17 protein-coding genes are annotated in these 20,483 nt (G+C 47.1%); 13 read left to right on the top strand and 4 right to left on the bottom strand.

Features of this window, described 5'->3' with window-relative positions; translation table 11 throughout:
• Positions 1 to 2 precede the first annotated feature (2 nt).
• Positions 3 to 512, bottom strand: a complete 510-nt coding sequence (gene rraA, locus RS24_RS06230) for a ribonuclease E activity regulator RraA (protein ID WP_021777347.1) — start codon at positions 510 to 512, stop codon at positions 3 to 5.
• A gap of 1 nt (position 513) precedes the next feature.
• Positions 514 to 2,118, bottom strand: a complete 1,605-nt coding sequence (locus RS24_RS06235; RefSeq protein WP_021777348.1) for an isocitrate lyase — start codon at positions 2,116 to 2,118, stop codon at positions 514 to 516.
• 277 nt (positions 2,119 to 2,395) lie between these two features.
• Between RS24_RS06235 and RS24_RS06240 the strand changes: the two genes are divergently transcribed.
• The 6 genes from RS24_RS06240 (at position 2,396) to groL (ending at position 10,199) form a co-directional block, all read left to right on the top strand.
• Positions 2,396 to 3,841 (top strand): helix-turn-helix domain-containing protein, encoded by a 1,446-nt coding sequence (locus RS24_RS06240; protein ID WP_021777349.1) that lies wholly within the window; start codon positions 2,396 to 2,398, stop codon positions 3,839 to 3,841.
• An 88-nt stretch (positions 3,842 to 3,929) separates the two neighbouring features.
• Positions 3,930 to 5,405: a histidine--tRNA ligase gene (gene hisS / locus RS24_RS06245; RefSeq protein ID WP_021777350.1), complete on the top strand. Its 1,476-nt coding sequence runs from the start codon at positions 3,930 to 3,932 to the stop codon at positions 5,403 to 5,405.
• A gap of 145 nt (positions 5,406 to 5,550) precedes the next feature.
• On the top strand, positions 5,551 to 6,828 hold the full coding sequence (locus RS24_RS06250) for an ATP phosphoribosyltransferase regulatory subunit (RefSeq protein ID WP_021777351.1): 1,278 nt from the start codon (positions 5,551 to 5,553) through the stop codon (positions 6,826 to 6,828).
• Entirely contained in the window at positions 6,828 to 7,859 is a 1,032-nt protein-coding gene (gene hisG, locus RS24_RS06255; protein ID WP_021777352.1) for an ATP phosphoribosyltransferase, read from the top strand. Before RS24_RS06250 ends, hisG begins: the two co-directional genes overlap by 1 nt.
• A 357-nt stretch (positions 7,860 to 8,216) precedes the next feature.
• The gene (locus RS24_RS06260; protein WP_021777353.1) at positions 8,217 to 8,504 is read left to right on the top strand and encodes a co-chaperone GroES; all 288 of its coding nucleotides are present in this window, start codon (positions 8,217 to 8,219) and stop codon (positions 8,502 to 8,504) included.
• 54 nt (positions 8,505 to 8,558) lie between these two features.
• Positions 8,559 to 10,199, top strand: a complete 1,641-nt coding sequence (gene groL, locus RS24_RS06265) for a chaperonin GroEL (protein WP_021777354.1) — start codon at positions 8,559 to 8,561, stop codon at positions 10,197 to 10,199.
• Positions 10,200 to 10,253: 54 nt separating this feature from the next.
• Here groL and RS24_RS06270 read toward each other — a convergent pair whose 3' ends face one another.
• The gene (locus tag RS24_RS06270; RefSeq protein ID WP_021777355.1) at positions 10,254 to 11,024 is read right to left on the bottom strand and encodes an SDR family NAD(P)-dependent oxidoreductase; all 771 of its coding nucleotides are present in this window, start codon (positions 11,022 to 11,024) and stop codon (positions 10,254 to 10,256) included.
• A 113-nt stretch (positions 11,025 to 11,137) separates the two neighbouring features.
• Between RS24_RS06270 and RS24_RS06275 the strand changes: the two genes are divergently transcribed.
• From RS24_RS06275 to RS24_RS06305, 7 genes are all read left to right on the top strand, one after another.
• Positions 11,138 to 12,007 carry a TIGR01459 family HAD-type hydrolase gene (locus tag RS24_RS06275; RefSeq protein ID WP_021777356.1) on the top strand — a complete coding sequence of 290 codons (870 nt, stop codon included), beginning with the start codon at positions 11,138 to 11,140 and terminating at the stop codon, positions 12,005 to 12,007.
• 3 nt (positions 12,008 to 12,010) lie between these two features.
• Positions 12,011 to 12,973 (top strand): bifunctional riboflavin kinase/FAD synthetase, encoded by a 963-nt coding sequence (locus RS24_RS06280; protein WP_021777357.1) that lies wholly within the window; start codon positions 12,011 to 12,013, stop codon positions 12,971 to 12,973.
• A gap of 20 nt (positions 12,974 to 12,993) precedes the next feature.
• Positions 12,994 to 15,807 carry an isoleucine--tRNA ligase gene (gene ileS / locus RS24_RS06285; RefSeq protein WP_021777358.1) on the top strand — a complete coding sequence of 938 codons (2,814 nt, stop codon included), beginning with the start codon at positions 12,994 to 12,996 and terminating at the stop codon, positions 15,805 to 15,807.
• 20 nt (positions 15,808 to 15,827) lie between these two features.
• Positions 15,828 to 16,343: a signal peptidase II gene (gene lspA / locus RS24_RS06290; RefSeq protein WP_204365700.1), complete on the top strand. Its 516-nt coding sequence runs from the start codon at positions 15,828 to 15,830 to the stop codon at positions 16,341 to 16,343.
• 87 nt (positions 16,344 to 16,430) lie between these two features.
• Positions 16,431 to 16,859 carry a DUF3035 domain-containing protein gene (locus RS24_RS06295; RefSeq protein WP_021777360.1) on the top strand — a complete coding sequence of 143 codons (429 nt, stop codon included), beginning with the start codon at positions 16,431 to 16,433 and terminating at the stop codon, positions 16,857 to 16,859.
• Positions 16,860 to 16,872: 13 nt separating this feature from the next.
• A complete protein-coding gene (locus RS24_RS06300) occupies positions 16,873 to 18,276 on the top strand; it encodes a M16 family metallopeptidase (protein WP_021777361.1) in 1,404 nt (467 codons plus the stop codon).
• A complete protein-coding gene (locus RS24_RS06305) occupies positions 18,273 to 19,592 on the top strand; it encodes a M16 family metallopeptidase (RefSeq protein ID WP_021777362.1) in 1,320 nt (439 codons plus the stop codon). The genes RS24_RS06300 and RS24_RS06305 overlap by 4 nt, the downstream gene beginning before the upstream one ends.
• A 4-nt stretch (positions 19,593 to 19,596) precedes the next feature.
• On the opposite strand, the gene RS24_RS06310 is transcribed toward RS24_RS06305, so the two are convergent.
• On the bottom strand, positions 19,597 to 20,361 hold the full coding sequence (locus tag RS24_RS06310; RefSeq protein WP_021777363.1) for a crotonase/enoyl-CoA hydratase family protein: 765 nt from the start codon (positions 20,359 to 20,361) through the stop codon (positions 19,597 to 19,599).
• Between the last annotated feature and the right edge of the window lie 122 nt (positions 20,362 to 20,483).

A 20,483-nucleotide genomic window follows, 5' to 3' on the forward strand; every position in this document is an offset into this window, starting at 1 on the left:
TTTTATTTTAGCTTTTGAGGTGCAATAATAACGCCGTCAGCATCGGCATAAAGCCATGCACCTGGATAAATATTAATACCATCAATACGAAGCGGCACATTGATAGCGCCCACCCCGCGCTTGAGGCTCTTTTTAGGATGTGTACCCAAAGCCTTAATTCCGACATTGGCTTCAGCCAGTTCAAGCGTATCTCTCACAAAGCCGTTTATCACTATGCCGTACCAGCCGTTTGCCTCTGCAAGTTCGCCCAGATTGCCACCAAGTAACGCGCATCGGGTGGAGCCGTGACCGTCAACGACAATCACCTGCCCATCACCCTTAGTTTCTAGTAACTCTCTCAGCGCGCCATTATCCTCAAATGTATCGAGTGTCACAATTGGTCCACTAAAAGCTGAGCGCTTCCCAAAATCTCTAAACGCCAGCCCAAGATAAGCTAACTCATCGGAATAAGCATCTGACAAATCGGCTGTACAGATTGTCTCTTCGGGCATGGCTATAGAAGTTTCAGTCATATTAGAACTGGTTCATGGTGTTATCTTCACCAGATGCCAGAAGTGCATTATCACCCGAGAAATATTCTTTATGGTCATCCCCGATATTTGAACCCGCAAGGTCTTGGTGCTTCACAGAAGCTTGACCACGGCGGATTTCTTGACGCTGAATATCACGAACATAAGCGAGCATGCCTAAATCTCCGAAATAACCTTCAGACAACATATCCGTTCCCAGCGCCGTTTCGTGATAAGTCGGCAGGGTAATAAGATGGTGGAAAATACCGGCCTCACGCGCCGCATCCGCTTGGAAGGACTGAATGAGCTTATCAGCTTCAGTCGCCAATTCAGAAGAGTCAAATTCGACACTCATCAAACCGCGTGGCACCTCTACCGGATCAGGATAGGCCGAGACATCTTTACCTGCGGCTGACCACTCAGCATAGACCTGTTCGCGGAAGGCAAGCGTCCAGTTAAAGCTTGGAGAATTGTTATAAACCAACTTAGCGTTGGGAATAACCTGACGAATACGGTTCACCATGCCTGCGATCTGATCGAGATTAGGCTTTTCGGTTTCAATCCAAAGCAAATCCGCGCCGTTTTGGAGGCTGGTGACACAGTCAAGCACAACCCTATCCTCACCAGACCCGTCGCGGAAAGCATAAAGGCCGTTAGGCAAACGATATGGCTTCACAAGCTCATCATTTTGTTTGAAGACCATATCACCCTCACCGAGCGATGTTGCGTCTGTTACCGGTTCGGTTTTCAAAAATGCGTTATACTGGCTTGCCAAATCACCCGGCTCCTGAGAGACCGGAATTTTTTGGGTCAGACCGGCCCCAAGAGAATCCGTCCGCGCGACGATAACACCATCATCAACACCCAACTCTATAAAGGCATAGCGAACGGCATTAATTTTGGCGAGGAAATCCTCATGTGGAACCGTTACTTTACCGTCCTGGTGACCACATTGCTTAGCATCGGAAACCTGATTCTCAATCTGGATACAGCACGCACCCGCTTCAATCATTTTCTTAGCCAGCAGATAAGTTGCTTCTTCATTACCGAAACCGGCATCAATGTCAGCAATTATCGGCACGATGTGAGTCTGGAAGTTATCAATTTTATCAAGTACGGCATCAACGTCACCGCCAGCGGCTCTGGTTTCATCCAGCTCAACAAATAAGTGTCTTAGCTCTCTGGCATCTGCTTGCTTCAAGAAGGTATAAATTTCTTCAATCAAACCAGAGACAGCCGTTTTTTCATGCATGGACTGATCAGGAAGAGGACCAAAATCCGACCGTAATGCGGCGACCATCCAACCAGAAAGATAAACATAACTTCTATTAGTCGTATGTTTGTGACGCTTAATCGCCATCAGCATTTGCTGGGCAGTAAAACCGTGCCAACACCCGAGAGACTGTGTGTATTGGGACGTATCGCCATCATAATTCTGCATATCGGCGCGCATGATGGAAGCTGTGTAGCGGGCAATGTCCAGACCGGTCAGAAACCTGTTCTGCAGACGCATGCGTGCTGCATATTCGGGGTTAATACCGCCCCAGGCGACACCGTTTGAAGTTTTGGAGGATGTTAAAGATTGAACCTGCTCAAGATAGTTTGACATGATTTGCCTCTCATTTTGTCTGCGTCTGCCGATCGGGGATGCTTTTCCGGTAGACCTGAATTAAATGGCAACTGAAACGACGAGTGACATCACGCTGGGTTGCCGATGTGTAGAGAATGAAAGCCCCCGATTGGCTTCTCTACATATAAGTTTTGGGTTCTATTTACATCATTTACATGAACACTCAAGTAATATGTTAAGTTATTGATAATAATAAGGTAAATTTATTTACAAAGTTTTTGTTGATTTTTGTAAATTATGTAAATATTGTAAAATTATGAGTCAGCTAGAGGGCACAAATCAGGACAGAAAGCTGTTTGCCGGCATGCGTATTCGCAGGCTACGACGAGAGCTTGGACTCACCCAGGCTGTCATGGCAGATTCACTCGGAATCTCAACGAGTTATCTTAATTTGATTGAGCGCGACCAACGCCCTGTTTCGGCGCAAATTCTTATTAAAATGGTTGATGTTTTCGACATAGATCCCCGTGGTCTTGCAGGTGACGAGGAGGCACGCGCCTACACTCAATTACGTGAGATTTTTGCCGACCCGATGTTTCATGATACGCCAGTCGCAGATCAGGAAATTCGAGATATTTCTGCCGCCAGCCCGAATGCTGTGGATGCGATTGCCCGTCTATTCCAAACCTATCGCGATGCCAGCACCACCTCATCTATGCTTGCCGAACGTTTGGCTGATAATACACATGGTGAAACCACCAGCGCGCTGATGTCTTTTGAAGAAGTCAGAGACTTTATCAATCAACGCTCAAACCACTTTCCTGAGCTTGATGATTATGCTGAAGAACTTTACAAGAAGGCAGGTCTTGTAGATGACGACCCCTTTCTTGCTCTCAGACACTATCTTCAAGAAACGCATGGCGTATCAACACGCATTGGACCGGTTGACTTGATGGGGGATGATTTAAGACGTTATGACCGCCACCGTCAGACTTTGTTTCTCTCGGAATTGCTTAACCAATCCAGCCGAGCATTCCAGATTGCCTATCAGCTGGCCTATTTTGAACACAGCAAAGCTGTTGAGGAAATTATCAACGGTTCCAAATTGGAAAACTTAGAAGCACAACGACTCGCACGTCTGGCTTTGATAAATTATGCCGCCGCAGCGATTTTGATGCCTTATGGGGTTTTTATCCAAACCGCAGAAGATAATGGTTACGACATCACGCTTCTCAGCCGTCGCTTTGGAACGAGCTTTGAACAAGTATGTCATCGCCTAACCACCTTGCAACGCCCAGGTGCGAAAGGTGTGCCGTTTTTTCTCATTCGTATTGATAATGCCGGAAATGTTTCTAAGCGTTTTGCCGCGGGTGGATTTCACTTTTCTCGATTTGGAGGCACGTGCCCGCGTTGGAATATTCATGACAGTTTCAGACAACCCGGCAAGGTCATGACCCAAATCATCTGTATGGAAGATAGCACGCGTTATTTTTCTGTTAGCCGCACAGTAAGCCGCAATCGCTCCGCCTTTGACAAACAAGATAATCAATTTGCTATCGGGTTGGGCTGTGAGATTTCTCATGCCAGTAAGTTAGTTTATTCGCATCAGTATAATCTTGAAGAAACCAAAAGTGACATGCCCATAGGGGTAAATTGCCGACTTTGCGAAAGGCTTGATTGCCACCAGCGCGCCACACCGCCTTTAATGCGAAGTCTGCGGGTTGATGACAATATTCGTGGCTTGTCGCCTTTTGACTTTTAAAGGGGTGATTTTTAAGCTTATGAATTCTGATTGAGATGAATTGCTCGTGACTGAACAATCCTATAGGAAACGAGTTGGAGTTAAAGCCATGGCTAAAAAACAGAAAATATTCAAACCCAAAGCCCGTATCCCACGCGGCTTGCGCGATATGCAGGGGCCGGAGCTGGCTTTCCAGAAACTTATGCTCGCAAAAATTTCCGATGTATATGAAAGCTACGGCTTTGATGCTTTGGACACATCGGCCTTTGAATATGCCGATGCCCTGGGCAAATTTCTTCCTGATGATGACCGCCCCAATGAAGGTGTGTTCTCCTTTGAAGATGATGACGGGCAATGGTTAAGCATGCGCTATGACCTGACCGCTCCACTGGCGCGCTTTGTCGCCGAGCATTATGACCGCCTGCCCAAACCTTTTCGCCGTTATCAATGGGGATCGGTTTTCCGAAATGAAAAGCCTGGGCCTGGGAGGTTCAGACAATTTCTTCAAATAGATGCTGATACAGTTGGAGCTGGGGGCAGTCAGGCCGACGCCGAAATGTGCCTGATGGCCGCCGACTGCATGCAAACACTCGGCATGTCAGGCGATCAGTTTTCGGTAAATATTAATAACCGCAAAATTCTGGATGCTATTCTCGCTCAGCTCGGTCTTGATGCGCAGGCCGATGATTATGATATGCGCCGCCTCACTATTCTGCGCGCTCTGGACAAGCTCGACAGGCTGGGCATTGGCGGTGTCGCTGATTTGCTCGGCGACGGGCGCAAGGATGAAAGTGGGGATTACACAAAAGGGGCAGGACTGGATAAAATATCTATTGCCAAGTTAACGGATTTTGTTCAGGCAGGGCGCGACACCCGTTCGGAAACATTAAAAGCCCTCGCAGAAATTATCGGCGACTCCGAAATTGGTGTTGCCGGTCTGGAGGAACTCACCCTCATGGATGCCTTGATGCAGGATAGTGGGGACAGTATCTGCTTCAACCCGTCCGTCGTGCGCGGTCTTGGCTATTACACCGGTCCAGTTTTCGAGATTGAGTTGAATATTGAAACCGAGGATGAAAACGGTGAAATCGCTCGATTTGGCTCTGTCGGCGGTGGTGGACGCTATGATGATCTTGTTAAACGCTTTAAAGGTATTGAAATCCCTGCAACAGGCATATCGATTGGCGTGAGTCGCCTCGCTGCAGCACTTACCCTGCTAGGCAAAGCCGAAACCAAGGCCACGCAGGATTTGGTGGTCTTGCTGGTCATGGATAAAACCCGTTTGGTAGAGACATCAGAACTGGTTAAAACCCTTAGAAATGAAGGCATACGCGCTGAAATGTATATGGGCGACAGTGGCATGAAAGCACAAATGCGTTACGCCGATAATCGCAATGCCCGTCTTGTGGTCATTGAGGGCGAAGATGAACTCGCCGGAGGTGTTGTGACCCTGAAAGACCTTCAACTGGGGCAACAAAATGCCCAAAACATTAAAGATAATGAGGAATGGCGCGCCTCGGAACATGCACAAACGCAGGTATCCCGCCCCGACCTAGCTAAGAAAATTAAAGAAATCCTCTCCTAACCTCTTTATTCATTTTATATGAATTTATGAAAATATTTCATATAATTTTATATATATTCTCATATTTGAACTTCATATTTTGTGTATTTAGATATAATATTCATTTTTTATTGATTTATTTTTGAATATTTGAAATAACTACCCCATGAGTCGTTTAACCACTGCTACTGATGTAATTGATGCCCTTGGCGGGACACAAGCTGTCGCGCGCCTACTTAATGTCGGCGCTTCTGCCGTATCAAATTATCGTCGACTGGGCTTCCCAGCACGCGCTTATTACAAACTCTCGCTGGCCTGCGCCCAAAAAAGGTTAGATGTCGCAGAGGCCGTATTTGGTGGCCTACAATCGCTTGAAACCGCACAACCATTGCGACCCCCCTCTCGTCAGCTTCGAACAGGCACTCAAGAAGCCGATGGCATGTTGGCACAGTTTATTGAAAGCGGTTACGAACCCGTAACACTCTCCATACTCCAGCCCTCCTCGCCATTTATTGACAGAATGGGCCCTGAGATGCAGCGTCGCCTCTTTACATTTACCGACCCAGCCGGCGAGCCATTATGCCTGCGCCCTGATTTAACTATCCCAACAGCACTAGAGCATTTAAGGCGCGGCATTGGTGGTGCAAACCGCTATTGCTATCAGGGAACAGCGTTCCGCTATCAACCACGCGGCAGTGGCAAGCCTGAAGAGTTTACTCAGCTTGGTATCGAGATTATCGGGGAAACCATGTCGGACACGCATCAAAAGGACGCGAATGAAGCTGAGGTTTTTGAACAAATATTAAAAATCATTATTGCCGCCGGGGTCAGCAGATTTGAGATTGTCTTTAACGACTCATCACATCTTGCGGATAATGTTAATGAATATGATTTCTCTGAAGCTTTTAAAAGCCAGTTAAAACGCCGCCTTTTGCAAAGTGATAGTCTTGATGACATCCAACAAACCCTCACGACACGCGCACAAAATGAAGCGCCCCCACCTAACCCGTTGCGTATGAATTTTGAGGAAACGGATAATATTATCGGGCGTTCAGGTGCTGAAATCATGGCACGGCTGGAACGTAAACAACAAGAAAGCCAGAACAACGCCAACGATTTAAAGGAATTAAACCGGATGCGCGTCGATTTAGAGAAACAATCAGAGGGGAAAGCAGATCTGCCTGATTTTGCCCGCCCTCTTATTCAACAAGCCATAGCAGTGGGCTGCCACGAGGACCAGCTCGTTTACGCGCCTAATCTAGGTCAGAAAATGGCTTATTATACGGGTTTGTTTTTTGAGATTCATGTACCTGCATTGCAGGAAAAGCGTGTTATCGCTTCAGGTGGTCGATATGACGATTTGTTATTTAGCCTGGGCGCATCGCAACCTGTGCCTGCGATTGGTGGCGCAATCGCGCTTGAACGACTTCAGGAGGCAATGTGATGCCAACTGACAGGAAAGATGAGTCACAAGACCCCAAATCCTTTATCCTGGCCGTGCCATCTAAAGGACGCCTAGAAGAAAAATCTGCCGAGATTTTTTCTAAAGCCGGCTTACCCCTTTTACGCGACGGCGCTCGTGGCTACCAAGGGGAAATGGCTGGCAATGGAAGTGTGAAGGTCGAATATGTGTCAGCTGGAGACACCGCCGCACGGCTTGCCGAAGGGTCAGCGCATATGGGCATAACAGGAGAAGATTTACTACGCGAAGAAATCGCAGATTTCGACAGCGCCATTCATCTGGTCAGTCCACTTGGCTTCGGACAAGCAGATGTCGTTGTGGCAATACCGGATGGATGGGTTGATGTCACAACCATGAACGACCTCGCTGATGTCGCCGCCGAATTCAGAGCGAGACACGGGCGACGCCTCCGCGTGGCGACCAAATATACCCATCTCACTACCGATTTCTTTGCGCGGCATGGCGCAGATGATTGCGAACTTGTGCAAAGTTTCGGCGCAACCGAAGGGGCGCCCAGCTCCGGCGCGGCGGAAGCGATTGTCGACATCACCTCAACAGGCGCAACACTCGCAGCAAATAATCTTCGCATCCCTAATGACGGAATTATTTTAAAAAGCGAGGCGCAACTCGCGGCATCTTTAAAAGCCAACTGGTCAGATAAAGCACGCGCGGCGGCAAAATTCATATTGACGCGCCTGGAGGCCTATCAGATTGCCAAAAAGCAAATCAAAGTCTGCCTTAGGTCTACACCCAATATGGGGGCCGCTAATATGAGGCCGCCGGAAATTGAGCAGTTACAGTCAAATTACGGCGCAAAACTGGTTGATATATCCACTGGTGCAACGGATCAGGGGTCTTCTTACACTTTTATTTTGCCTGTTAATCAACAGGCGGCATTTATGGATGATATGATAGGCAATCAGCTTTTTGCGATTGGGGAAGTGTCTAAGCCGGATTTTCTGTATTTCCAGCGCTGTGAAATGCTGGAGCGCTTATTGGGTCGGTTGGTTTAAGCTCCGGAGCATAACCCATAAGCAAAACCGGAATCTTCGGTTTTATTCGAAGATTCCGGCATGATGGTGTTTCAGGGCGCACCATTGAATCGGCAGATAGGTTTGGCCCCTCAATGACTGAAAACCACTAACCTACCCAGTGCCGCATTCGCCGGTAAGCCACAACGGGGTTATTATCAGTAAAATCAATTGATTTCAAAAATTGAAATATAGAAATTAATTGCAGTTTTTTTGCTTTTACCTCTTGAAACTCCCGAGGCAGGCTCTTATCTCTGAAATGTTTCAGCGACCCGGCTTTTAGGGGGCGGGTCAAGACAAGAGAAATATAAGCTTATTCCAAGATTAGGAGGAAGAAAAATGGCATTTCGCCCAATGCATGATCGCGTATTGGTTCGTCGTATGGACGAGGATTCCAAAACTGCGGGCGGGATTATCATTCCCGATTCCGCACAAGAAAAACCATCACAAGGCGTTATCGTCGCTGTCGGAACTGGTCTCAGAACCGAAGACGGTAAAATTACACCGCTTGATGTGAAACCAAAAGATAAAGTTCTTTTTGGGAAATGGTCAGGAAATGAAGTCACTATTGATGGTGAAGAACTTCTGATTATGAAAGAGTCCGACATCCTCGGCATTATCGACTGAACAGTCTAAAAACCCTGTTTTAAAAATTACAGTATACAAACGGAGAAACTCACAATGGCAAAAGAAGTCAAATTTGGTTCTGAAGCCCGCGAAAAAATGATTGCAGGCGTAGATATTCTCGCTGATGCCGTCAAGGTCACACTTGGCCCAAAAGGACGTAATGTTGTTCTTGATAAATCATTTGGCGCGCCACGCACAACGAAAGACGGTGTATCCGTCGCAAAAGAAATTGAACTTGAAGATAAGTTCGAAAATATGGGCGCACAGATGGTTCGTGAAGTTGCTTCACGCACCAATGATGAAGCCGGTGACGGAACAACAACCGCAACCGTCCTCACTCAGGCAATTGTGCGAGAAGGCGCGAAATCAGTTGCCGCCGGAATGAACCCAATGGATCTCAAGCGCGGTATCGACAAAGCTGTCACCGTCGCTCTTGGCGATTTGGAAAAGCGTTCCAAGAAAGTAAAAAGTAATGAAGAAATTGCTCAGGTTGGTACTATTTCCGCCAATGGCGAGGTTTCTATCGGTAACATGATTGCCGAAGCTATGCAGAAAGTTGGTAATGAAGGCGTTATCACAGTCGAAGAAGCCAAAGGCCTCGACAGTGAACTAGATGTTGTTGAAGGCATGCAGTTTGACCGCGGTTATCTGTCTCCTTACTTCATCACAAATGCTGACAAAATGACAACTGAACTGGATGACCCACTTATCCTGTTGCATGAGTCAAAACTGACAAACCTTCAGCCAATGCTCCCCATTCTTGAAAGCGTCGTGCAATCCTCGCGTCCACTTTTGATTATTGCGGAAGACATTGAAGGCGAAGCTCTTGCAACACTTGTGGTTAACAAGCTCCGTGGTGGTCTGAAAATTGCGGCCGTGAAAGCCCCAGGTTTTGGTGACCGTCGCAAAGCCATGCTTGAAGACATCGCCATTCTGACGGGCGGTCAGGTTATTTCCGAAGACCTCGGCATTAAACTCGAAAATGTTACACTGGATATGCTCGGCACATCCAAGCGTGTCTCTATCACGAAAGATGAAACAACAATCGTCGACGGTAGTGGTAAGAAAAAAGACATTGAGAGTCGTGTTGCTCAAATTCGGTCGCAAATCGAAGCTACAAGCTCCGACTATGACCGCGAAAAACTTCAAGAACGTCTGGCTAAATTGGCTGGCGGTGTCGCTGTGATTAAAGTCGGCGGTTCAACTGAAGTTGAAGTGAAAGAACGTAAAGACCGTGTTGATGACGCATTGAACGCGACACGCGCAGCAGTTGAAAGCGGTATTGTCCCAGGTGGTGGTACAGCTCTGCTTCTTGCAGCTTTGCAAATCGAAAAACTTGAAGATGATAATTCTGACATTCAGGCAGGCATTAATATTGTTCGCCGTGCTCTGGAGTCCCCTATCCGTCAGATTTCTGAGAATGCTGGTGTTGAAGGCTCTATCGTTGTCGGTAAAGTGCTCGAGTCCAAAGGTAAGCTCGGCTTTGATGCTCAGAACGAAGTCTATATAGATCTGGTCGCTGCCGGTATTATCGACCCAACCAAAGTGGTGTCTACTGCTCTGAGAGATGCGGCATCCGTTGCTGGTCTGTTAATCACGACAGAAGCCATGGTTGCTGACAAGCCTGAGCCAAAAGGCGCAGCCCCTGCAATGCCTGATATGGGTGGCATGGGCGGTATGGGCGGCATGATGTAAGCTGTCTGTATAAAGACTTTTAAAAGGGCCGCTTTATGCGGCCCTTTTTTATTACTAAAATCCGTTAACGACCTGTCCGCCATCAATCGTTAGGGTCTGCCCATTAACAAATGATCCAGCGGGTGAGGCCAGAAAGACTGCCGCACCGGCGATTTCATCCGGCGAGCCGATACGTTTCATTGGCGTCGTGGAAGTCGCCACTTCCAGAATTTCAGGGTTATCCCAAAGCGCTTTAGCAAAATAAGTTTTAATGAGACCCGGCGCGATGGCATTGGTACGAACATTATCTCCGCCATGCTCAACGGCCATATTACGCGCCAGTGCAGAATCTGCAGCTTTTGAAAGACCATAAACACCAAGCGTTGGTTGACCCATTTGCCCAGCGATTGAGGAAATGACAATAATGGCACCGTCCTTGCGGGCCTTCATGCCGGGAATGACCATGTTCATCAGCCAGTGATTTGATTTGACATTACATTCCATCACACGGTCAAAGGCATCATCAGGACAATCGGCAGATGGGCCAAAATAAGGATTCACGGCAGCATTACACACAAGAATATCCACTTGACCGAAAGCTTTTTCAGTTTCATCGACCAGATTCTGTAATGCGTCTTTATCACCAATATGGGCGGCTATGGTTTTGGCGCGTCCCGGATATTTAGCATTAATCGCCTCTGTGACAGCATCACATGCGTCCTCTTTACGGCTGGAGATAATAACATTCGCACCATGTTCAGCCATTCGGACAGCGATAGCTTCGCCAATACCTCTGGAGGATCCAGTAATAATGGCTGTTTTGCCGGTTAGATCAAATAATTCCACTTCTTTGCCCCTCTGATAAATCTCGTAATTAAAATTATCCGTAAGTTATCAGCTTTTAAAAAATCTGCAATTTTCATCTTGAACTGACGACTTGATTGGGGCAGTTTCCTGCCATGTCGACGGAAAAATCACTTCCAAAAAAAATCGAGAGCTTACAGGCTGTTGCATCCGATTATGATGCCTTGCTTTGTGATGTTTGGGGTGTCATTCATAACGGCTATCATCTATTTCCCGGTGTTGCAGAAGCCTTGCAGGGTTGGCGAGACAATGTTGGCCCTGTTCTGCTGCTTACCAATGCGCCAAGACCTGCAGAGGCCGTACAAAGACGCCTCGACCGCATGGACTGCCCTCGTGAAGCTTATGACGGCATTTTATCTTCCGGCGATGCGGCGCGCGAGATACTTTCACAACGCGGTGCTGAGGGACAGGTTTGTTATTTTGTCGGCGCAACGAAAGACGTTGATGTACTGAACGGTATTGATATCGAATTTGCCCCAGCTGAAGAGGCAGATTTTATTTTGCTCACTGGGATGAGCAATGACATGGAAGAAACGCTGGAAGATTATGCCGATGAAATCGCCCTTTGGCATAAACACAACCTGCAATTAATATGCGCCAATCCAGACCGCATTGTTCAGATTGGTGAGCAAGTGATTTACTGTGCCGGTGCTCTGGCAGAAATATACGAAAATAACGGCGGAGACGTCATCTGGCTCGGCAAGCCCCATCTGCCGATTTATGATACGGGTTTTAACAGACTTCAAAAACTGACCAATATGGAAACACCGCGTATTTTAGCCATTGGCGACGGCTTTAAAACCGATATACCCGGTGCTAATGCAGCGAATTTGGATGTGCTTTTCATTACGGGCGGATTGAGCGAAACACTTACGCAGGAAACGAAAACGCCAGAAGATATAGCGGCTATTCTGCGTGACTATGACTCATACGCGCATTATTTTATGAAACATCTATCATGGTGACTTATGGGATTGTTTCGCGACCTTTCACAACTACCTGAAACTGCCAAAGGCGGCGTATTGGTAATCGGCAATTTTGATGGAGTACATAAAGGCCATCAAGCTGTGCTTGCGCGCGCCCTTGAAAAAGCCGGAGAAATTGATGGTAAGACAGGGGCAGAAGTCACGGTTCTGGTATTTGACCCGCATCCCCGACAATATTTTGCCCCGCATGCACCTTCTTTGAGGCTCACACGACTTGGAACACGCGCACGTCTGCTCCAACAATATGGCGCAACCAATACAGTAGCCTTAACATTTAATAAGAACATGGCGGAAATGTCGGCAGAAGATTTCATACAGAAAATCATCATTGAAAGCTTTGACGCACGCGCCATTTGTATCGGGCATGATTTTCATTTTGGCAAAAATCGTGCGGGCACCCCAGATATGTTAAAAACCGCTGGCGAGAAATATGGTTTTGATGTTTTGTTCATCGCGGCTGTGTCGCCTGACAATGCCGGGGAAAGACCCTACTCTTCTACAGCGATAAGGGAATGCCTCACCCGTGGAGAAATCTCACAAGCCACAAACCTTCTCGGCGACTATTGGCGGTTGGAAGCTGAAGTTCAACAAGGCGACCAGAGAGGCCGTACCATTGATTTTCCGACTGCAAATCTGTCACTTGAGGATTATCACCTTCCTCTGTTCGGCGTTTATGCCGTTACAGTCGAGATGCTGGATGGCACATTTGCCGGACAAAAATTCACTGGGGTCGCCAATCTTGGCATACGCCCAAGTTTTGAAACCGAAGCGCCACGTCTCGAAGTTTTTATCTTTGATTTTGACGGCGACATTTATGGCGACACATTGAGCGTAGGTTTGGCTGATTTTATCCGGCCCGAACAACAATTTGACAACCTTGACGAACTTAAGGCACAAATCGCACGGGATGTTCAATCAGCCCGCGAAGTGCTTGCAAGCCTCTAACCGCATTGGTAAAACCGCGCATGGAAGAAGATTTAAGAGATTATCGGGAAACATTGAACCTTCCCCAAACCGACTTTCCGATGAAAGCCGGTCTACCGAAACGTGAGCCGGAAATTTTAGCCTATTGGGAAAAAATCGGGCTCTATGATCGGTTGCGAGATGCCGCCAAAGATAAAGAGAAATTCGTTCTGCATGACGGGCCACCCTACGCTAATGGTGATATTCATATCGGGCATGCGCTCAATAAAATACTCAAAGACATTATTGTTCGCGCGCGGCAGATGACTGGAAAAAACGCTGTATATGTGCCGGGTTGGGATTGTCACGGGCTACCGATTGAATGGAAAATTGAAGAGCAATATCGCTCTAAAGGTCTGAACAAAGACGAAGTCCCCGCCGCGGAATTCCGCGCCGAATGCCGTAGCTTTGCGGAAAAATGGGTCGCTACTCAATCCAAACAATTTCAACGTTTGGGTATTATCGGTGATTGGGACAAACCCTATACGACCATGGCCTTTGATGCTGAAGCCGTCATTGTTCAGGAATTCCAGAAATTCGTGATGAATGGAGCCCTTTATCGTGGTTCAAAACCGGTCATGTGGTCAGTGGTTGAAAAAACCGCCCTCGCCGAAGCCGAGGTTGAATATGAAGAGCATGTCTCCCCGACAATTTTCGTTAAGTTTCCTGTTAAGCAGGCTGACGACCCCGCATTAACAGACGGGGTTTCGGCTGTTATCTGGACGACAACACCCTGGACCATTCCCGGCAATCGAGCGATGGCCTTTTCAAAGGCACTCAGCTACGGATTGTATCAGGTCGGGGATGACAAACTCATTCTTAGTGATGACCTTGCCGAACGCGCCATGAATGCCGCCGATATAACTGATTTCCAACGCCTAAGAGATGTTGAACCTGAAGGCCTGATTTGCGCCCATCCGTTTGCAGGACAAGGTTATGATTTTGACGTGCCGATACTGGCCGGAGATTTTGTGACTGCAGAAACAGGCACAGGGCTTGTACATATTGCCCCCGGGCATGGTCAGGATGACTTTGAACTTGGTTTGAAGCACCAGATAGAGGTTCCCTTCACAGTTGACGAAGCGGGTGTCTATTTCGACCATGTACCGATTTTTGCCGGCAAGAAAGTTCTGGACGAAAATGGTAAAAACGGCGATGCCAATGGCGCTGTTATCACGGCACTGATTGAAGCCAACGCGCTTTTCGCCAAAGGCAAATTGCGTCACCAATATCCTCATAGCTGGCGGTCTAAAGCCCCGTTAATTTTTAGAAACACGCCACAATGGTTCGTGTCTATGGAGCACGATAATCTGCGTGATAAAGCTCTTAAAGCCATTGACGAGGTCAACTGGTTTCCCAAAGCTGGGCGTAATAGAATTTACGCTATGATTGAAAACCGCCCCGATTGGGTGCTGTCGCGTCAACGCGCATGGGGTGTACCACTGACAGTCTTTATACACCAGCAATCCGGTGAGATTTTGCGTGACGAAGCCGTTAACCAGCGCATTGTCGAGGCGGTGAAAGCTCAAGGCGCAGATGCGTGGTTCAACACCGACCCACAGGTTTTTCTTGGTGACACATATCAAGCAGAGGATTATGAGCAAGTCACAGACATTCTCGATGTCTGGTTTGACAGCGGCACGACACACGCCTTTGTGCTGGAAGAACGCAACGACTTGCACTGGCCTGCCGATGTTTATTTGGAAGGCTCTGACCAGCATCGCGGCTGGTTTCATTCCTCCTTGCTCGAATCCTGCGCGACGCGCGGTGTCGCACCTTATAAAAATGTGGTGACCCATGGCTTCACCATGGATGAAAAAGGCCGCAAAATGTCTAAATCCATGGGTAATGCGGTCGACCCGCTTAAAGTCATTGACCAATCAGGAGCCGAGATTATCCGGCTCTGGACCACAAGTTGTGACTATAGTGAGGACCAACGCATCGGGCCGGAAATCATCAAAGCCAATACAGATGCATATCGCAAAATGCGGAACTGCTTCCGCTTTCTACTCGGTAATCTTTCGGGGTTCAATGATGCAGAGAAATGTGATCTGCAAGATCTGCCGGAACTTGAACGTTATATGTTGCACCGCCTGGGTGAGGTCAGCGAAATGGTTCGTGCTGGCTATGAAGATTTTGACTTCAGACGTGTATACCAAACATTGTTTAACTTTATGACGGTAGAACTGTCTGCGTTTTATTTCGACATTCGGAAGGATGCGTTATATTGCGACCCCGATAACAGCCCAGCACGACGGGGGTGCTACACCGTTATGGATATAACTTTTGACTGCCTGACAAGCTGGCTAGCGCCGATTTTGTGCTTTACCACAGAAGAAGTTTGGCAAAGCCGCCATGGTGAGACCCGTGACTCCATTCACGAGCAACAATTCCCCGACATACCAGCACATTATAAAAATGATGAATTGGGGGCAAAGTGGGACATCATCCGCAAAATTCGCCGCGTCGTCACCGGCGCACTGGAAATTGAACGACAAGAAAAACGCATTGGTTCCAGTCTGGAAGCCGCGCCTGTTGTTTTTATCGCCAATACTGACTGGTTTGATAAAACCCAAGATTTAAACATGGCAGATATTTGCATCACGTCGCAGATTGATATCCGCAATGAGGTGCCACCCGCAGAGGCCTTCACTCTTGATGATGTGAAAGAAGTCGGTGTCATTCCTGCTCTGGCTATCGGACAAAAATGTCGTCGCAGCTGGAAAATTCTGCCTGATGTCGGCAGCGTTGAAGCCTATCCAGATTTAAGCCCCCGCGATGCTCAGGCTGTGTCAGCTTATGACAGCCAAATATGACAATCAAAGCGAATATCTTCATGGAATTCTTAACTTCATTCAAGTCACTCTTGAAGCAAGGGCCTGCAAAGAAGGGGCTCATTATTTGTTTCGTTCTCGTTTTCCTCGACCAGTTCACCAAGCAAACAGTTTTGACCCAGATTACAGAAACGGACAGAGTCCCCATTTTGCCAATTCTCGATTTTGTATTGATATGGAATACCGGCATCAGCTATGGACTTTTTGATAGTTCGGGCATGTTTGGGCGTGTCACCCTCTCTGTACTCGGACTGCTAATAACCCTGTTTTTGCTTGTCCAAATGGTGCGATCGACAGGAAAATTGGAAAGACTCGGTTATTGTCTTATTATTGGTGGCGCGATAGGCAATATTATTGATCGCGTTATATATGGCGGGGTTATTGACTTCATAAGTTTTCATTATGAAAACTATTACTGGTATGTCTTTAATCTTGCCGATGTTTGGATTAGTTTAGGTGTTATAACGATTCTATGGGACAGTTTTTTCCTGTCTGGCAAAACTCCTAATGGAGTTTAGTCTCCGGAATAATTTAATATTATAATGGTGTTTAATGTGCCATTCCCTGATATGGAATTTCTTAACAAGGTAACAAGGAAAGTGAGCATGACAGATTTTAAAATGAACCGCGGTATAAACATCCTCGGCCTTTTGTGTTTGACACTGACAGTCTCAGCCTGTGGTAGCGGTCTCTCAGACGCTTTCGCCTACAAAAAAAACCCACCGGATGAATTTGCCATTCTGAAAAAACAACCGCTGATTATTCCGCCAGACTATTCTTTGAAACCACCAAATGAAGCTGGAAGTAAAATTGCCCGCGCCAGCACGCGTGTTGAGGCCGAACAAATTCTGACTGGTCGTGAAGTCGATATTAATGAAATTGCCTCAGATGGCGAAAGGGAGATTCTTGACCGCGTTGGCTCTAACCCAAGCCAAAACAACGTGCGCGCAAAAATCCAAAATGACGGTAATAACGTTATCAGCAAGGACAAAGCTGTCACGGAAAAGCTTATTTTGAACACGACCGGAGAATAGGTCGGGTTTCGCGATGTTTTTCCAGTCTTCTGGGCGCCCCTTTTATATCCTCTTTGTGATTGCAAGTGTTGTTCTTTCAGCCTGCTCGCAATCGGCTGATGAGCTTCAAAACATTAAAACAGACCGCCTGCCCAATGGGTTAGAGATTGTTGTTATTACTGATACCAGAGCACCTGTCATTACACATATGATTTGGTATAAAGCTGGTGCCATGGACGACCCTGAGGGGAAATCTGGTATCGCGCATTATTTCGAACATTTGATGTTCAAAGGTACAAAGACCCTCGCGCCTGGAGAGTTTTCTGAGAAAATCGCCATGATGGGCGGCAGTGAAAACGCCTTTACAGCTTATGATTATACGGCCTATTTCCAGCGTATATCCGCAGACAAGTTGACCGAAGTCATGAAGCTGGAAGCTGACCGTATGTCAAACCTGGTATTTGTCGAGTCACAGGCACTATCCGAGCGCGATGTGGTGCTGGAAGAACGTGCATCCCGCACCGACTCAAGCCCTCCAGCTCTATTGGGTGAAAAATTACGTCACGTTTTGCATAAGCCGCATCCCTATGCGCGCCCAATTATTGGCTGGCGCCACGAAATTGAAAAGCTAAACCTGGAAGACGCAAAGAATTTTTATAAACGGTTTTATGCGCCGGATAATGCGATACTGGTCGTTGCAGGCGATACCGATATGCCTGAAGTTAAAAGACTTGCGGCAAAATATTATGGCGTAATCCCTCCTGCGAATAAGCCGAAAAATCAGCTGATAAAAGGCGATAGCTTATCCGCGCCTGAGGCCATTTACATGCAAGACGTTAGAACCCGCCAACCGGTTATGCAACGTATATACCGGCTACCTGAATGGAGTCGGGATAATGCTAAATCTTTTGCCGCCCTTGAATTATTGATGGAGATTTTGTCATCAGGCACAACAGGGCGACTCTATCAGTCGCTTGTTGTTGATGAAAAAATTTCTGTAGGTGTCGGGGGGTGGGCAGACACAATGCGCCGAGGTCAAGGTGAGGCCGTGGTTTATATATCGCCCAGGGACATAACCCATATAGATGATAATATTGCGCTTCTGGACTCTGAAATCGCAAAACTTAAAGCAGAACATATAACACAGCAGGAACTCGAACGCGCCAAAACCAAAATCCTTGCTGACACACTTTACGCGCGCGACAGTCAATTCGCGCAAGCTCGCATTTATGGTTCTTTGCTCACTATCGGCCTGAAGGTTGAGGACGTGGATCGTTGGACACAAAATATTGAGGCTGTTTCTGTCGCCGATATTCAGAAAGCAGCAACTTTATACCTAGATGCAAGCCAAAGTATCACCGGTATCCTAACCCCGCCTTTAGACTCCTCGAATGAAACAGAAAAAGGCTATGAAAAAGCTGGGGAGGTGAAATCTTGATACGTCATGTCGTAAAAATTATTGCCGGCTTCTGTCTTCTAATAGTTTTTTCTGCTGGACTCCTCTCGTCATCTGCACAAGCACTTGAGTTTCGACAACTCACCAGCCCTAAAGGAATAAAGCTGTGGTTTGTAAAAGATACAAACCTGCCCATTATCCAAATGAGATTTTTGTGGCGTGGCGGGGCGGCAAATTTTGATCCTGGTCTCATCCGCTTTTTATCAACCATGTTGGATGAAGGGGCTGGCGACCTTGATGCTAAAACCTTTCAGACCCGAAAAGAAGATTATGGCATTAAGCTTTCATTTTCTGCCGAAAAAGATAATTTCAGCGGCTCTTTAAGGACTTTAACAAAACATAAAGATGAAGCTTTCTCTCTGCTAGGGCTTGCGGTGAACAATCCACGTTTTGATATCGCGCCACTTGAAAGAATGCGCCAGGCACTTATGGCCGGGCATCGCAGTAGTGCCTCCAACAGCGGTACAATCGCCTCAGAAACATGGTGGCAAAACGCATTAGAGGGACATGCTTATGCCACCCCCATGCGGGGTACGCCGGAAGCTACCCAAAAAATAAATTCGAGTATGTTGCGTAAAGCGCATCAGCAACTTTTCGCCCAAGACAATCTAATAATATCTGTTGTCGGTGATATTGAAGAAGCCGATTTGCTATCTCAAGTTGATGAGATATTTGCCGAACTGCCGTTAAAAAACAGCCTTCAACCTATCAAGCCGTTCACTTTCTCTGACGAAAACCTTGTATCAGTCGAGTTTCCCGGACCTCAAACTGAAATAATATTTGGCCATATCGGTATCCCCTTTGACGATCCAGATTATTATACCGCTATTGTGGTGAATCATATTCTCGGCGGTGGTGGGTTTTCAGCCCGCCTCATGACCGAAATTAGAGAAAAGCGGGGCCTTGTTTACAGCGTCTACAGCTACATGGATGAAGTAGGCTCACTTCCGGTTTGGATGGGGCGGATGGCAACAGGCCATAAAAATGTTGATGAAGCACTCTCTATATTACGCACCGAATTGCAACACATGCGTGAGGATGGCCCGACCGAAATTGAACTGGAAAATGCAAAAAACTATATCATAGGTAGTTATGCGCTTGGCTTTGACAGTGGCAGAAAAATTGCGTCGAAAATGTTAACTGCACAATTTTTCGATTTACCCCCATCGCATTTTGAGAAGCGTAATAATTATATTAAAGCAGTCACACTTGAAGATGCCAAGCGTGTTGCTCGCCGGCTCTTAAAGCCTGACCAGTTAATCATTACAGCCGTCGGTCAAAAAAACACCTCAGAATAGGACGTTATTTACCCTTCCATTGCGGCGCACGTTTTTCGGCAAATGCCGTCGCGCCTTCTATCGCATCTTCGCTTGTTAGAATGGGTGTCGAAAGAACTTTTTCTTTCTGGAACATTTCATCGTTAGACCAGTCACGCGCACTATTTACAATTTTCTTACTCGCGGCAACGGCTAGCGGACCGTTTTCACAAATTTTTTCGGCCATTTCAATCGCCGCTTCCAGCGCCTTACCATCCTCAACAACATGATTAACCAGCCCGGTTTGATAAGCGCGCGCGCTGTCAATAAAATCGCCTGTTAAAGCAAGTTCCATAGCTAGACGGTGAAAAGTCTGTGTCGGCAAGCGAAGCAGACCGCCACCGGCAGCCACGAGGCCACGCTTCACTTCAGGCACGCCAAATTGGGAACTTTTTGAGGCAATAATCAAATCACATGAAAGAGCTATCTCAAATCCACCAGCAAGCGCATAACCTTCGACTGCAGCGATAAGTGGTTTTTCCGGAGGAGACTCGACCAAACCAGCAAAACCTTTGCCTTTCACTGCAGGCGACTCCCCGCTGACAAAAGCTTTTAAGTCCATGCCTGAACAAAATGTGCCGCCCGCTCCAGTCAAAATACCCACACGAATGTCTGGGTTTTCATCCAGTTCTTCCATAGCAGCACCAATTTTTTCAGATGTGGCACGATTGATTGCATTCCTGGCTTGGGGGCGATTAATGGTAACAATCAAAATGCCGTTTTCGACTTGGGTAATTACTTCTTCGCTCATCACTATCTCCGGATTGTATCATGTCACTCAAGCTTAACATTCAACAAGATTTCAAACTATATGCCTAACAAATGACATGTGATTATGTTAACCACAATAGGCAATCATCAAAATTGCCAGGA

The sequence above is a fragment of the Candidatus Micropelagos thuwalensis genome (genome assembly GCF_000469155.1).
Classification (GTDB): domain Bacteria; phylum Pseudomonadota; class Alphaproteobacteria; order RS24; family RS24; genus Micropelagius; species Micropelagius thuwalensis.